Raw genomic sequence first — 13,030 nt, 5'->3', positions numbered from 1 at the left:
CAAGCAGTCGTTCTTCAGCTTTTCTTCAGCTGCGGCGCCGTACGTTCACGTTTCCCTGCCCTCTCCTGCTTATGCGCGCTCCACTCACGGTTTTCTTTTTGGTTGCCCTAGCAGTTCCGGCAGCACAGGCGCAGCAGTATCCGCTGCGGGTGCAGGTGCTCGACAGTCTCACGCGGCAACCCGTGGTGGGGGCCAGCGTGGGGGTACCGGCGCTAGGCCTGGGAGCCGCCGCCGATGCCACCGGTGCACTCACGCTGCCCGATTTGCCGGCCGGCCCGCTGGTGCTGCAAGCAGCCGCGTTGGGGTATCGGCCCAAAACAATGGCCCTCACGCTGCCGCTGACCGCGCAACCGCTCGTCATTCGCCTGGCTGCGAGCGGGCAAGAGCTGGAGGAAGTGGTGGTGACGGCTACCCGCACCAACTCGCGCATCGAAGACCTGCCGACGCGCGTGGAAGTGCTGGGCACCGAGGAGCTGCAGGAGGAAAACGCCATCAAGCCCGGCAACATCGCCTCCTTGCTGGGCGATTTGGCCGGCACCCAGATCCAGCCCACCCAGCCCACCACCGGCAACGCCGATTTTCGCATTCAGGGCCTGCAGGGACGCTACTCCCAAATCCTGCGCGACGGCATGCCGCTGTTTGGCGGCTACGCGGGCTCGTTCGGCATTTTGCAGGTGCCGCCGCTCGATTTGCGGCAGGTGGAACTCATCAAAGGCTCATCGTCGACGCTGTACGGGGGCGGGGCCATTGCGGGCTTGGTAAACCTGGTGTCGAAGCAGCCGCAGCGGGGTGCGCCCGAGCGCAGCCTCACGCTCAACCAAAGCACCCTGCGCGAAACCAACCTCAACGCCTTTGCCGCCGGCCGCGGCCAGCGGCTGGGCTACTCGGTGTTTGCGGGCGGCACCCGGCAGCAGGACGTGGACGTGAACGACGACGGCTTTACCGACGTGCCGCGCCTGCGCAACCTCACCGTGCACCCGCGGCTCTTCTGGTACCCCAGCGGCACCGGGCAGCTGGCCCTGGGCTACACCGGTACCGTCGAAGACCGGCAGGGCGGCGACCAGCAAGTGGTGCGCCGCGGCCCCGATGCCCAGCACGCCTACTTCGTGCGCAACCAGATGCAGCGCCACTCCGCCGACCTGATTTACACCCAGGACAGCGTGGCGGGTGGTGGCCTCACGGTGAAAGCCGCCGCCAGCAGCTTCAACCGGCAGGTGCGCACCAACATCGTCGATTTCACGGCGCGGCAGCTTTCCTACTACTCCGAAATCAGCTACCTGCACCGCCTCGGGCAGCGCCACACGCTGGTGGGCGGTCTGAACCTCAACGGCGAAAAGCTCACGCCCGACCCCGACAGCCCCACTCCGCTGCGCAACCGCTACACCTACACCACCGCCGGCGCTTTCGTGCAGGACGACTGGCAGCCCGTGCGCCCGCTCACGGTGCAGGCCGGCCTGCGCCTCGACCGCCACAACCAATACGGCACGTTTGTGCTGCCCCGGCTGGCCCTGCTCTACCGGTTTTCTGAAACCATAACGTCGCGGCTGAACGGCGGCCTGGGCTACCGCGTGCCAGTTCCCTACATCAACGATCTTGATGAGCGGGACTACCCCCGGGTGCAGCCGCTGACGGGGCTAGAGGCCGAACGCTCCACCGGCCTGAACTGGGACGTGAACTACACCCGCCGCTTTTCGCTCCTGACGACGCTGACCGTGAACCAGTCGTTTTTCTACACCGCAATCGACCACCCGATGGTGCGAACCAACGAAGGTCTGGCGGGTCTGCGCTGGCAGAATGCGTCCCGCCCGGTGGTGAGCCGAGGCTTCGAGACCTACGTGCGCCTGCGCCAAGACGAAACCGAGCTGTACCTGGGCTACGTGTTTACCGACGCCCGCCGCCGCTACGACGCCGTGAACCCGCACGTGGAGCTGGCCGCGCGCCACAAGCTGGCCACGGTGCTTACCCAGGAATTTACCGAGCATTTTGCCGCCGGTATCGAGGCCAGCTACACCGGGCAGCAATACCTGTCCGACGGCCGCCGCACACCGGGCTACCCCATCGTGGCGGCTCTGCTGCGCTACCAGGTCGGGCCGCTGACGTTTGTGCTCAACGGCGAAAACCTCTTCGACTACCGCCAGACGCGCCGGGAATCGGTAGTGCTCGGCTCGCGCCTAAACCCCGACTTCCCCGAACTCTGGACCCCGGTAGAAGGCCGGGTCGTCAACCTCTCGGGCACGGTGCGCTTCTAGCGGCCTCCGCGTTGCATATCAGCCACTTCGCGCTGGCGCACGGCCTCGAAGGTGAGCACCGCCGTGGCCGTGCTCACGTTAAGCGAGTCGATGTAGCCGCGCATGGGAATGATGATGGTTTCGTCGCAGGCGGCAATGAGCTCGGGCGTCAGGCCGTCGGCTTCGGTGCCCATGAGCAAGGCGGTGGGGCCGCGGAAGTCATAGTCGGTATAGGGACGGGCCTGCGGGGTGAGGGCAGCGGCGTAGGTACGGATGCCGTGCTGCTGGCACCAGCTCAGCAGCTCGGGACGCGACGTGGCCACCACGGGCACCGTAAACACGCAGCCGATGCTGGCCCGAATGGCGTTGGGGTTGTAGAGGTCGGTGCGCGGGTCGCACACAATCACGGCGTCGGCCTGGGCGGCATCGGCGGTGCGCAGCACGGCGCCCAGGTTGCCGGGTTTCTCCACGGCCTCCAGCACCAGCAGCAGCGGGTTTTGGGGCAGCTCCAGGTCGGCGAGGCGGCGCTGGGGCGGGCGGGCCAGGGCCAGCACGCCGTCGGAACCTTCACGGTAGGCCACTTTCTCGAACACGGCCTTCGACACATCGAACCACTCCGTCGCGTCGTCGAGCACCTGGCGAAGCTGGCGCTGACCAGCCTCGGGCAGCAATTCGGCGCACACAAACACGGCCGGCACCACCACGCCGGCGCCGCGGGCAATGGTTAGCTCGCGCAGGCCCTCGATGATGGTGAGGCCCTGCTCGCGGCGCTCGGAAGCTTTTTGCTGGAGGCGCAGCAGGTTTTTGATGCGCGGGTTGTGGGGGCTGCTGATGGCGTCGGGCATGGCGGAAGGCGGGCGAAGGCGGCGCGAAGATACGCCGCGGCGGGCGGCACGTGTCGCGGCGCACGCCCCGGCGTTGTATCTTGCTAGGCTGTTGCGGTACCCCACGCCGGCCGGCTTCTTCGTTTATGCGCTTGCAAACCAAAACCAAACTCTACGTCGGCTTTGCCATTGCCGCCGGGGTGCTCGTTCTGACGGCCGTGGCGTCGTTCGTAAGTATTCGGCAACTCGCCAGTCGCACGGGCTGGGTGGAGCACTCCTACCAAGTTATACAAGGGCTCAAAGACCTGGAACTGCGCCTAAAAGATGCCCGCTCGGGCGTGCGGGGCTACCTGCTCACGCGCGACACGGTGTACCTGGCGACTTACCAGGACGCCATCGGGCACGTGCGCACCCAATACGAGGAGGTGGACCGGATGTCGGTCGACAATCCCATTCAGCAGCTGCGCCTCGACACCATCGACGCCGCGCTGCGGGCCGAAACGCGCCTGCTGGCCGAGCTGGCCCGGCCGCAAGCCGGCCTTACGCAATCGGCCATGCAAACCGCCCTCGACACCGACCGCCAGACCATGCGCGTGATTGAGCGGCTGCTGGCCCGCACCCGCACCCGGGAGCTGGAGCTGCTGGCCAAGCGCAGCGCCGAGCAGCAGATTTACGAGTCGCTCACGCCGGCCACCATCCTGCTCTCGACGGCGCTGGCCCTGGTCATTACGCTGTGGCTGTTTGGCAAAGCCGGCAACGAAATCAGCGCCAACGAGCGGTTGAAGGCGGAGCTGGAACTCACCAACGAAGCCGTGGCCCAGCGCATCGACATCATCGAGCACTTGGCCGAGCAGGTGGTGCAAGGCGACTACAAAGTCAAAATCAAGGACAAGGAGAAGGACAGCCTGGGCAACCTCGCCGGCTCGCTCAACCGCATGACGCAGACCCTCGACGACACGTTTGGGGCGCTGGAAAAACGCAACCGCGAGCTGGACCAGTTTGCCTACGTGGCTTCTCACGACCTGAAAGCCCCGCTGCGCGGCGTGACCACCGTGGTGAAGTGGATTGAGGACGAGCTGGGCCACGAACTCTCGCACAAAATGCAGGAGTACCTGGGGTTGATGAAAGGACGGCTTTCGCGCCTCGAAGACCTGATAAACGGCCTGCTGGCCTACGCCCGCGTGGGCCGTACCCAGCAAAAGCTGGAGGAGGTGAACGTGGCCCATCTGGTACACGACGTGGCCGACTTGGTGGTGCCGCCGCAGTTTGAGCTGCAGATTGCCGACAACCTGCCCACGCTGGTGGCCGACCGCCTGAGCCTGCAGCAGGTGTTTACCAACCTGCTCTCGAACGCCGTGAAGTACCACCACCGCGGCGCCGGCCGGCTGAGCGTGAGCTGCCAGGAGCTGAAGAAGGAGTACGAGTTTCGGGTGCAGGACGACGGGCCGGGCATTGCGCCCGAATACCACGAGAAAATCTTCCTTATGTTCCAGACCCTGCGCGACCGGCACACGGCCGAAAGCACCGGCATCGGGCTGAGCATCGTCAAGAAAATCATCGACGAGCAGCGCGGCCATATCCGGGTCGAATCGGCGGTGGGCGAAGGAGCCGCGTTTGTTTTTACCTGGCCCAAGCAGCCGGCCCTGGTGCCGGCTTCGGCAACAATAGGATAATGCACCCAACACCGGGAAATGGGGCGCCGATTGCGTATTTTTGTCGGCCGCTTTTTTCCCGGTATACCTGTTGATTACTATGCGTTCGGTTCTGCTTGTAGAAGATGACTTTTTTGACACGATGACCGTGGAGAAATCGTTCGAGAAGTTTAGTGTCCCTCACAAACTGCACACCGCGTTCAACGGCTTGGAGGCCCTCGATCTGCTGCTGGGCACCAACGGCGTGGAGCCCATTCGGCCCCTGCCCGAGGTGATTCTGCTGGATTTGAACATGCCCAAGATGAATGGCCACGAGTTTCTGGCCGAGCTGCGCACCCACGAGGAGCTGCGCGATATTCCGGTGTTTGTCACGACGACCTCGGAAATGGACATTGACCGCCTCAACACCCAGGCCCTGGGCGTGCAAGGCTACATTGTGAAGCCCCTGGATTTCGAAAACACCCGCGACCTGGTGGACAGCATGAGCCTGCTGGAAACCCTGCTGAAATAGAACCGAGCCCTTTTGGCCGCGTACTCAAGCCGGCCGGTAGCCTTGCGCTGCCGGCCGGCTTTTTTTGTATCGCGCCGGTGGCCGCCCGGCAATTGCGGTGCTGCGGAACGAGTGAGCCGCCTTGCACCGTTAAAGCCATACGGAGCAAGTGGCCGATTTTTTGTTCGTACTTGCCCGTGGCTTTGGCCGGCGCCCGCCGCAGCGGCATACCACCCGCCGCGTGGCGCGCGTTCTTTCCTCATTCCTTCCACAGCTCACGCTACTTTGTTCATGAACGTTCGTTCATTGCTTTTGGCCACGGCGCTGCTGAGCGCGCCGCTACCGGCGGCGCTGGCCCAGGATGCGCCCCGTCAGCTCAACACGCTCCCCACCCCGCCCCCCCCGGCCGCGCCCGATTCCACGGCCCGGCCCGTAGCGGCCCCGGCCCCGGTTGCGGCGGCTGTTCCTTCCCGCTACCGCATCGGCCTGAAATCGGGGCAGGTGTATGCGGCCGACGTGGTGGAGATGCGCCAGCCGGTGCTGGGCCGCTCCTATTTGCTGGCCAACGGGCAGCAGCGCTTCGACCTCGACCAGATTAAGTTTTACGAGGATGAAACCGGCCACTACGTGCGCACCACGCTGCCCGGCTCGCGCCGCGAAGCCACCCTGCGCCGCGACAAAACCGGCCGCATCAGCACCTACTCTATTACCACTACCCAGTATTCGCCCAATGCCTTCGGCAGTCCCTTTGGCTACGGCTATGGTGGGTACGGCTACGGCGGGTACGGGTCGCCGTTTGGCTACCCCTACGGCGGCTACCGCACCGTGCGCACCGAGTACTTCAGCAAAGACGGCGGCCCTATCGAGGAAATGAACTTCCGGAGCCTGCGCGTGGCCCTGGCCGACAACCCCGGCAGCGTGGAAACCCTGCGCGACGTGGCCCGGCTGCGGCGCATCAGCACGGCCGGCTACGTGGTGGGCGGCGGCCTGATGGCAGCGGGCATTCTGAGCACGTTCAGCGGCACCAGCCGCTCGGTGTCGCCGCTGCTGTTTATTTCGGTGCCGGTGCTGCTGGTGCCCTCCGTTATCAGCGGTTCGCAGCACCGCAAGCTGAAGCAGGCCGTGGCGCTCTACAACGCAGTGCAATAAGCCTGTTTGACATTTCGACAAAAAGCGAAAAGCCCCGTCCAACTCCGTTTGGGCGGGGCTTTTCGTGTGCGCCAAGCACAACCGAGGAGCGCCGCGGGCCGTTTGCGCAGGTATGCCCAAGCTGCCCGCTACTACACCTGCTGCCGAACCCGCCGCCGCGTTTGCCGAGCGGCAGGCGCTGGCGCTGCTGGCCCACGAGCGGCTGTGCGTGCTGTATGGCGCGCCGTTTCGGTTTTTCAGCAGTAAAGACCCGCTCAGTGAGCTGATCAGCGCCATTCTCTCGCACCGCACCCGGAATGCTGAGTCGCACCGGGCCTACCAGCAGCTGACGGCGCAGTTTCCCACTTGGGAGCAGGTGCGCGACGCGCCCACGGCGGCCGTGGAAGCGGCCATCAGACCCTGTACCTGGCCCGAGCAGAAAGCCCCGCGCCTGCAAGCCATTCTGCAGGAGCTAACGGCCCGCCTCGATGGGCAGCTCGACCTGCATTTTCTGGCCGACATGCCGGTGCCCGAAGCCCGCGCGTGGCTGGAAACCTTGCCCGGTGTGGGGCCCAAAACCAGCGCCGCTACCCTGCTGTTCAGCACCCTGCGCCGCCCGGCCATGCCCGTGGATAGCCACCACCACCGCGTGGCGCAGCGGCTGGGGCTCATCGGGCCGAAAGTGGGCACCGAGGCCTCGCACGCGCTGCTGGAGGCGCTGCTGCCGCCGGACTGGGACGCCCAGCAAGTGTATGACCACCACGAGGCGCTGATGTTTCACGGGCAAAAGTGCTGTTACTTTCATTCGCCTGCCTGCGGCCGCTGCGTGCTGCTCGACGTGTGCCCCACCGGCCAGCAGCGCCTGGGGCCGCTCCCTGCCGCTACCCAAGCGCCCGATAATGCGTAATTAGCGCAGGTCTTGCCTGCTTCTGCCATGAAACCAACCTACGGCGTACCCGCCATTCTTTCCGCCATCCCTCCCGGTCTGGGCCAGCTCATCAAGGGCCAGATTCTGAAAGCCGTATTTATTTGGATTCTCAGCGGCGTGGTGGGTTTCCTGCTGTGGTGGACAATCATTATCCCCTTCGCCCTCTGGGCCTGGAACGTGTACGACGCCTACAACTCGGCGGCCTAGGCGGTGGCGGCCCTGCACCTGCGCGCCAAACCCAACGCGCGCCGCAACGAGCTGCTGCTGGCGGCCGACGGCACCGTAACCGTGCGCCTGCAAGCCCCGCTGCACGATGGCAAAGCCAACGACTGCCTGCTGCGGTTTTTGGCCGACGTGCTTGAGGTGCCGAGCTCTAGCCTTGTCTTGCTGGCCGGGCATACCGCCCCGTTCAAAAAGGTAGACGTGCCGGGCTTCACCGAGGCCGAGTTACAAGCGGCGCTGGCCGCGTATCGCACGCAAATCATCACCTGCTTCCTGCTGCGCAGGAGTGCATTCCTGACACGTACAAAACCACACTGCATGGCATTTCCGCTCTGGCTGCAAGCCGGTTTCTGGGGGTTGGTTTCGGGCTCGGCGCTGCTGATTGGTGCTGCCATTGGGTATTTCCTGCACGTACCGCAGCGGCTGATTGCGGCCGTTATGGCCTTTGGCAGCGGCGTGCTCATTTCCACCCTTTCACTGGAGCTGATGGAAGATGCCTACCGGCGCGGCGGATTTGATGCGGCGGCTTTCGGCTTTGTGGGCGGCGCGGCGGCCTACACCCTCGCCAACTGGCTGCTGGCCCGCCACGGGGCCAAGCACCGCAAACGCTCGGGCCACCAGCAGCACGCCGAGCGGCAGCAGGTGCAAGCCGGCGACAAACCCGCCACCGAACCCGGCGACGACAACGGCATGGCCTTGGCCATCGGGGCGCTGCTCGACGGCATTCCCGAAAGCATTGTCATCGGGCTGAGCATGCTGGCGGGTGGCGCGGTGAGTACGGTGGCGGTGGTAGCTATTTTTCTTTCCAACCTCCCCGAAGGCCTGAGCAGCGCGGCGGGAATGAAAAAGGCCGGCCGCACGCCGCTCTACGTGCTGGGGCTGTGGGCCAGCATTGCGCTGGTGTCGGGCGTGTCGGCGCTGGTAGGCTTCACCGTGTTCAGCCACTTTTCGCCCAACGTAATTGGGGCCACCACGGCCGTGGCGGCCGGTGCTGTGCTGGCCATGATAGCCGACACCATGATACCGGAAGCCTTCGAGGTAGCCCACAATTTCACGGGCCTGATTACGGTACTGGGCTTTTTGGCGGCGTTTGTGCTGAGCAAGCTGGGAGGCTAGCACCCATGCTTAGGTCAGGGCAGTAGTTGCTTCGCAGCTGGGCTGCTATGGACCAGCTGAGGCAACAGTTGGCCGGCGTGCCACAGGGCCGCCGTCAGCAAGCCGTTGAAGGCCATGCGCAGCACGAACTCCACGATGTACATCACCCAAATTTGGTCAGGCTTCAGCGTCAGTTGGGTTTCCAGCACAAAAATGGAAATGGCGCCCGCGTAGTAGAACACCACTCCTACACTTACCAGAAACATGGGGTCGCGCTCCAGCCGGATGTTGCGGAGCTGAAGGAGCAAGTGCTCGAAGTAGCGCAACGCCAGGCCAATGAGCAGCACGCTCTGCGCCACGCGCATGTAGGGACTGTCGTAGCGGTGCCAATCCATCAGCCAGATGGTTTCGGCTACGGCCAGCAGGGTAAAGCTAACCAGCAAAGCCGGTAAGCGGCGGCGCACAGCAGGCAGCGGCAGCGCCTGGTAGTAGGCCCCGGCCAGCAGCACGGTGCCGAGCCACGTTTCAGTGCGCAGGATAAGGATGTTGTTGTGCCACACGTAGCGCCCAACTTCAGACAACGTGCCCAACGCCAACGTGGCCAACAAGGCGTACGCCAACAGGCACCGCGCTTCTTGGGGCAGATGACGCCGCGTGAGCCCTACCCCCACGGGCACCACAGCAGTGGCCAGCGTAAGCAAATTGAGCTGCTTGGCAAACGCCACTATCGAGTATTCGGCCATAGCAAGACCGGTAAGGTAGCGGCTTGGCACTGCACAAAATGCGCAGAGCACAAATAGCATGTGCGCTCATTACCACCATATACACAAACGCATTGACTATCAATATTATGTATTCAATATAAGTTATTACCATCCAATCCATCCGCGGTATTGTCTTAAATAGTACTTTTACTTGTACCCATTCCCAGACGTCGCATGCGGCTTTTTTCCTACACGCTGTTGGTTATTGCCGGAGGGCTCACGGCCTGTCAGCGGCCGACGAAGCAATACACGCCGCTGGCAGTGGTGCCCACGCAAGCCTCGCAGCCGGCGGCATCGGCCGCTAAACTGGTCTTTATTTCCTTCAAAGCCACGGCCACTCCGGCGGGCCCTGCCCGTTTCGAGCTACTGAAAACGAGCGTGGTGGCCGGTTCCCTGAAAGCCGACCCCACGGCGGCAGGCGCTGCCGAAACCTACGTAGCGGTGGCCTTGCTCGACACCCGGCAGCGGGTGCTAAGCACCACCACCATCGACCACCCGCTGCGCCGCGACACCGAGTACCTGAACGACGCCCGGCAACTGGGACGCAAGACCGTGGTATTGCCCGAAGCCGAATTTTTTGTGCGGTTGGCGCTGCCATCGGGCACCGCCGCCGTGCGTCTCACCGAAATTACCAACCGCCAGGCAGCTGCCCCGGCCGATTTCCCCTTATCCGCTCAACCATGAAAACACTCTTTACCCTTTGCAGCGCCTTGCTGCTAGCCTTGGGCAGCTTGGCCCAGTCCTTTCCCGTCGATACGCTGGTGAAAACCGGACCGCTCAACAAGCGCATCAACCTGGTGTTTCTCAGCGACGGGTACCAATCCGGCCAGCTTACCCAGTACCGCACCGATGTAGACCGCATCGTCAACGACCTGTTCAACCAGACGCCGTTCCGCGAATACCGGCCCTATTTCAACGTGTTTGCCGTGCGAGTACCCTCGGTGCAGTCGGGCGCCAGCCACCCGCGCACGGCTTCCGATTGCGGTACGACGACCTTGCCTACGGTTACGGTCAACAACTACTTCGGTAGCGCTTTTGACCAGTTTGGAATTCACCGCCTACTGGTACCCACCCGCAGCAGCGCCATAGCCAGTGTGCTGGCCGCCAGCTTTCCGCAGTACGACCAGGCTTTTGTGGTCGTCAATTCCCCGGAGTACGGCGGTTCGGGTGGGGCGCTGGCTACCTCGTCCATCAACGCCAGCGCCAGCGAAATCAGCATCCACGAAATAGGCCACTCGTTTGCCGCCTTGGCCGATGAGTACTGGGCCGGCCCGCAGTACGCCACTGAAAAGGCCAACATGACCCAGCAAACCAACCCCACCCTGGTGAAGTGGGCCGCTTGGATGAACACCAACGGCGTGGGCATCTACCCATACCCCGGCGGCGCCACGTGGTACCGCCCGCACCAAAACTGCAAAATGCAGCTGCTGGGCGTGCCCTTTTGCAGCGTGTGCCGCGAAACCTTTGTGGAGCGCATGCACACGCTGGCGCCGCCGCTGCAAAGCTTCTCGCCCGCCGCTACCACCATCAACGGCCCCACGCAGGACCTGAGCTTTGCGTTGTCGTTGCTGAAACCGGTGCTGCCCAACACGCTGCGGGTCGTGTGGAAGCGCGACGGCACCGTGGTGGCCCGCAACGCCGACGCCCTTGCCGTGCCGCTGAGCGGCCTTTCGGTAGGTGCGCACCGCATTCAGGCCGAAATAACCGATACCACGGCCCTTACGCGCAGCACCTCGCACCTCGCCCAGCACACCTACGTGGTGGCCTGGGATGTGAACCGCACCGCTGCCGGCACCACCGCACAAGCCGCCGCCTACGAGTACCGCCTCGAAACCTACCCCAACCCCGTGGACCGCGAGTTGACGCTGAGCTACACGCTTAGCCGCCCGCTGCGCGTGGAAGCCACTATACTCGATGCCACGGGCCGGCGCCTGAAAACCCTGGTGCGCGCTGCCGAGCAGAAAGCCGGCACGCACGACTACCGCTTCACCGCCGACGACCTGGGCCTGAAACGTCCCGGTACTTACTTGCTGGTCCTCAACCTCGACGGCAACCGCATTACTCGGCAGCTGATGAAGGAATAACGCAGCCGCCAACGCAACAATAAAAAAGCCACCAGTTTCCCCGCTGGTGGCTTTTTTTCTCCCCTCCATCTTCCCTCACCCTGTCGTCGGGTAGGCGGACCCTGGCTATTGCAGAGCCCGGCCGGCGACAAAATCATTCACGGACGCGGCGCCTGCATGGCGTGCCGGTAAGTGGTTTCAAATTCTTCGTCGACGTGGTAAGTCGATTCTTCGTGCTGGCTCAGGTCAAGTCCCCGGTCTTCGTCGGCGGGCTTCACGCGCAGGGCGAAAAAGCGGTCGGTGAGCTTGAGCAGCAGCCAAGCGCCGCCAAACGAGTAGCTCACCACAATCAGCAGGCCCAGCACGTGGTAGCCGAACACGGTTGGGTCGCCGTGGATGAGGCCTACTTTATCGGCAAATACGCCGGTGAGCAGCATACCCACTATGCCGCCGAGGCCGTGGCACGGAAAGACATCCAGCGTGTCGTCGATGGTGGTGCGGTTGTTTTGCCAATGCACCGCGGCGTGGCTGATGAGGGCGGCCACCACCCCAATGAAAATGCTGTGCCCAAAGGCCACGTAGCCGGCCGCGGGCGTAATGGCCACCAGCCCCACTACCGCGCCGGTGCAGGCGCCCACGGCCGTGGGTTTGCCGCCGCGCACAATTTCGGCCAGAAGCCAGGCAATGAGGGCGGCCGCGGAAGCCAAGTTGGTATTCACAAACGATGTGGCCGCCAGCTCATTGGCGCCTAACGCGGAGCCGGCGTTGAAGCCGAACCAGCCAAACCACAACAAGCCCGTTCCCAGCATTACGTAGGGCACGTTAGGCGTCGAAAACGAAGTAGCACGCACGTGTGCCGAGCGGCGGCCCAGCACCATGGCCCCAGCCAGCGCGGCAATGCCTGCCGAAATGTGGACCACCGTGCCGCCCGCAAAATCGAGCACGCCCCATTGGCGCAGAAAGCCCTCGGGGTGCCACGTCCAGTGCGCCAGCGGGCAATAAATGAACAGGCAGAACAGCACCATGAAAGCCAGATACCCCTTGAAGCGCACCCGCTCGGCAAACGAGCCGGTGATGAGGGCCGGGGTGATGATGGCGAACTTGAGCTGAAAGGCGAAGTAAAGGATAAAGGGAATGGTGGGCGAGAGCAGCGGGTGCGGTGCGGTGCCCACCCCGCGCAACAGTGCGTAGGTGAACGGGTTGCCAATGAGACCGTGCCAGGAGTCGCCGTAGGCGAGGGAAAAGCCCACGAAGTAGAACACCAGTGTGATAACGCCCAACGCTACAAAGCTTTGCAGCATGGTGCTGATGACGTTTTTGGGCCGCACCATGCCGCCGTAGAAAAACGACAAACCCGGCGTCATAATCAGCACGAAGGCCGTGGCAGTAAGCATCCAGGCCACATCGGCACCGTTGAGGCTGCCTGGTGCCGCCGCTGGGTGCACGGCTGGCACAGCGGCGGCTACTAAGCTCGCTACCACCAAGCCGACCAGAGCCAACTGACCGTAAGAGAGCCGCGAAGAAGATTTCTGCACCGCAGGCGGAGGTAATGCTTGAGTTGCCATATTAAGGGCCTAATCTATAACCTAAACGCACATTATCAAAATACCCCTTATAATATAAGGTCATTTTCGAA

12 protein-coding genes are annotated in these 13,030 nt (G+C 63.6%); 9 read left to right on the top strand and 3 right to left on the bottom strand.

Annotated features, from left to right (window positions below; all coding sequences use genetic code 11):
• The first annotated feature begins 71 nt into the window (after window positions 1-71).
• Complete coding sequence (locus F0P96_RS11895) at window positions 72-2,249, top strand: TonB-dependent receptor (RefSeq protein ID WP_160620111.1); 2,178 nt, start codon at window positions 72-74, stop codon at window positions 2,247-2,249.
• On the opposite strand, the gene F0P96_RS11890 is transcribed toward F0P96_RS11895, so the two are convergent.
• Window positions 2,246-3,073: a TrmH family RNA methyltransferase gene (locus F0P96_RS11890; protein ID WP_151079121.1), complete on the bottom strand. Its 828-nt coding sequence runs from the start codon at window positions 3,071-3,073 to the stop codon at window positions 2,246-2,248. The two genes, F0P96_RS11895 and F0P96_RS11890, sit on opposite strands and share 4 nt — an antisense overlap.
• A 125-nt stretch (window positions 3,074-3,198) precedes the next feature.
• On the opposite strand from F0P96_RS11890, the gene F0P96_RS11885 reads away from it, so the two are divergent.
• From F0P96_RS11885 to F0P96_RS11860, 6 genes are all read left to right on the top strand, one after another.
• Window positions 3,199-4,725 carry a sensor histidine kinase gene (locus F0P96_RS11885; RefSeq protein ID WP_151079120.1) on the top strand — a complete coding sequence of 509 codons (1,527 nt, stop codon included), beginning with the start codon at window positions 3,199-3,201 and terminating at the stop codon, window positions 4,723-4,725.
• Window positions 4,726-4,804: 79 nt separating this feature from the next.
• Window positions 4,805-5,215: a response regulator gene (locus F0P96_RS11880; protein WP_167291203.1), complete on the top strand. Its 411-nt coding sequence runs from the start codon at window positions 4,805-4,807 to the stop codon at window positions 5,213-5,215.
• Between the two features lie 270 nt (window positions 5,216-5,485).
• Entirely contained in the window at window positions 5,486-6,343 is an 858-nt protein-coding gene (locus F0P96_RS11875; RefSeq protein ID WP_151079119.1) for a hypothetical protein, read from the top strand.
• A 112-nt stretch (window positions 6,344-6,455) separates the two neighbouring features.
• Window positions 6,456-7,229, top strand: coding sequence for an endonuclease III domain-containing protein (locus F0P96_RS11870; RefSeq protein WP_151079118.1), 774 nt, complete (start codon window positions 6,456-6,458; stop codon window positions 7,227-7,229).
• Window positions 7,230-7,256: 27 nt separating this feature from the next.
• Window positions 7,257-7,457, top strand: a complete 201-nt coding sequence (locus F0P96_RS11865; protein WP_151079117.1) for a hypothetical protein — start codon at window positions 7,257-7,259, stop codon at window positions 7,455-7,457.
• 3 nt (window positions 7,458-7,460) lie between these two features.
• A complete protein-coding gene (locus F0P96_RS11860) occupies window positions 7,461-8,588 on the top strand; it encodes a DUF167 family protein (protein ID WP_151079116.1) in 1,128 nt (375 codons plus the stop codon).
• Between the two features lie 14 nt (window positions 8,589-8,602).
• Here the strand turns inward: F0P96_RS11860 and F0P96_RS11855 are convergent, their stop codons facing one another.
• Window positions 8,603-9,310, bottom strand: coding sequence for a hypothetical protein (locus tag F0P96_RS11855; RefSeq protein ID WP_151079115.1), 708 nt, complete (start codon window positions 9,308-9,310; stop codon window positions 8,603-8,605).
• Window positions 9,311-9,505: 195 nt separating this feature from the next.
• On the opposite strand from F0P96_RS11855, the gene F0P96_RS11850 reads away from it, so the two are divergent.
• Complete coding sequence (locus F0P96_RS11850; protein ID WP_151079114.1) at window positions 9,506-10,015, top strand: hypothetical protein; 510 nt, start codon at window positions 9,506-9,508, stop codon at window positions 10,013-10,015.
• Complete coding sequence (locus F0P96_RS11845; RefSeq protein ID WP_151079113.1) at window positions 10,012-11,415, top strand: M64 family metallopeptidase; 1,404 nt, start codon at window positions 10,012-10,014, stop codon at window positions 11,413-11,415. The genes F0P96_RS11850 and F0P96_RS11845 overlap by 4 nt, the downstream gene beginning before the upstream one ends.
• A gap of 137 nt (window positions 11,416-11,552) precedes the next feature.
• Here F0P96_RS11845 and F0P96_RS11840 read toward each other — a convergent pair whose 3' ends face one another.
• Window positions 11,553-12,929 (bottom strand): ammonium transporter, encoded by a 1,377-nt coding sequence (locus tag F0P96_RS11840; RefSeq protein ID WP_235917455.1) that lies wholly within the window; start codon window positions 12,927-12,929, stop codon window positions 11,553-11,555.
• Between the last annotated feature and the right edge of the window lie 101 nt (window positions 12,930-13,030).

Origin of the sequence: Hymenobacter busanensis (genome assembly GCF_008727865.1) — a bacterium.
GTDB classification, from domain to species: Bacteria; Bacteroidota; Bacteroidia; order Cytophagales; family Hymenobacteraceae; genus Solirubrum; species Solirubrum busanense.
Note: the sequence above shows the minus strand (reverse complement) of the source record. Positions and strands in the feature narration are given on the sequence as shown.

Bases quoted from the DNA above. Each gene is read 5' to 3' on its own strand.
- F0P96_RS11895 (WP_160620111.1), top strand. From the start codon at position 72: ATGCGCGCTCCACTCACGGTTTTCTTTTTGGTTGCCCTAGCAGTTCCG.
- F0P96_RS11890 (WP_151079121.1), bottom strand. From the start codon at position 3,073: ATGCCCGACGCCATCAGCAGCCCCCACAACCCGCGCATCAAAAACCTG.
- F0P96_RS11885 (WP_151079120.1), top strand. From the start codon at position 3,199: ATGCGCTTGCAAACCAAAACCAAACTCTACGTCGGCTTTGCCATTGCC.
- F0P96_RS11880 (WP_167291203.1), top strand. From the start codon at position 4,805: ATGCGTTCGGTTCTGCTTGTAGAAGATGACTTTTTTGACACGATGACC.
- F0P96_RS11875 (WP_151079119.1), top strand. From the start codon at position 5,486: ATGAACGTTCGTTCATTGCTTTTGGCCACGGCGCTGCTGAGCGCGCCG.
- F0P96_RS11870 (WP_151079118.1), top strand. From the start codon at position 6,456: ATGCCCAAGCTGCCCGCTACTACACCTGCTGCCGAACCCGCCGCCGCG.
- F0P96_RS11865 (WP_151079117.1), top strand. From the start codon at position 7,257: ATGAAACCAACCTACGGCGTACCCGCCATTCTTTCCGCCATCCCTCCC.
- F0P96_RS11855 (WP_151079115.1), bottom strand. From the start codon at position 9,310: ATGGCCGAATACTCGATAGTGGCGTTTGCCAAGCAGCTCAATTTGCTT.
- F0P96_RS11850 (WP_151079114.1), top strand. From the start codon at position 9,506: ATGCGGCTTTTTTCCTACACGCTGTTGGTTATTGCCGGAGGGCTCACG.
- F0P96_RS11845 (WP_151079113.1), top strand. From the start codon at position 10,012: ATGAAAACACTCTTTACCCTTTGCAGCGCCTTGCTGCTAGCCTTGGGC.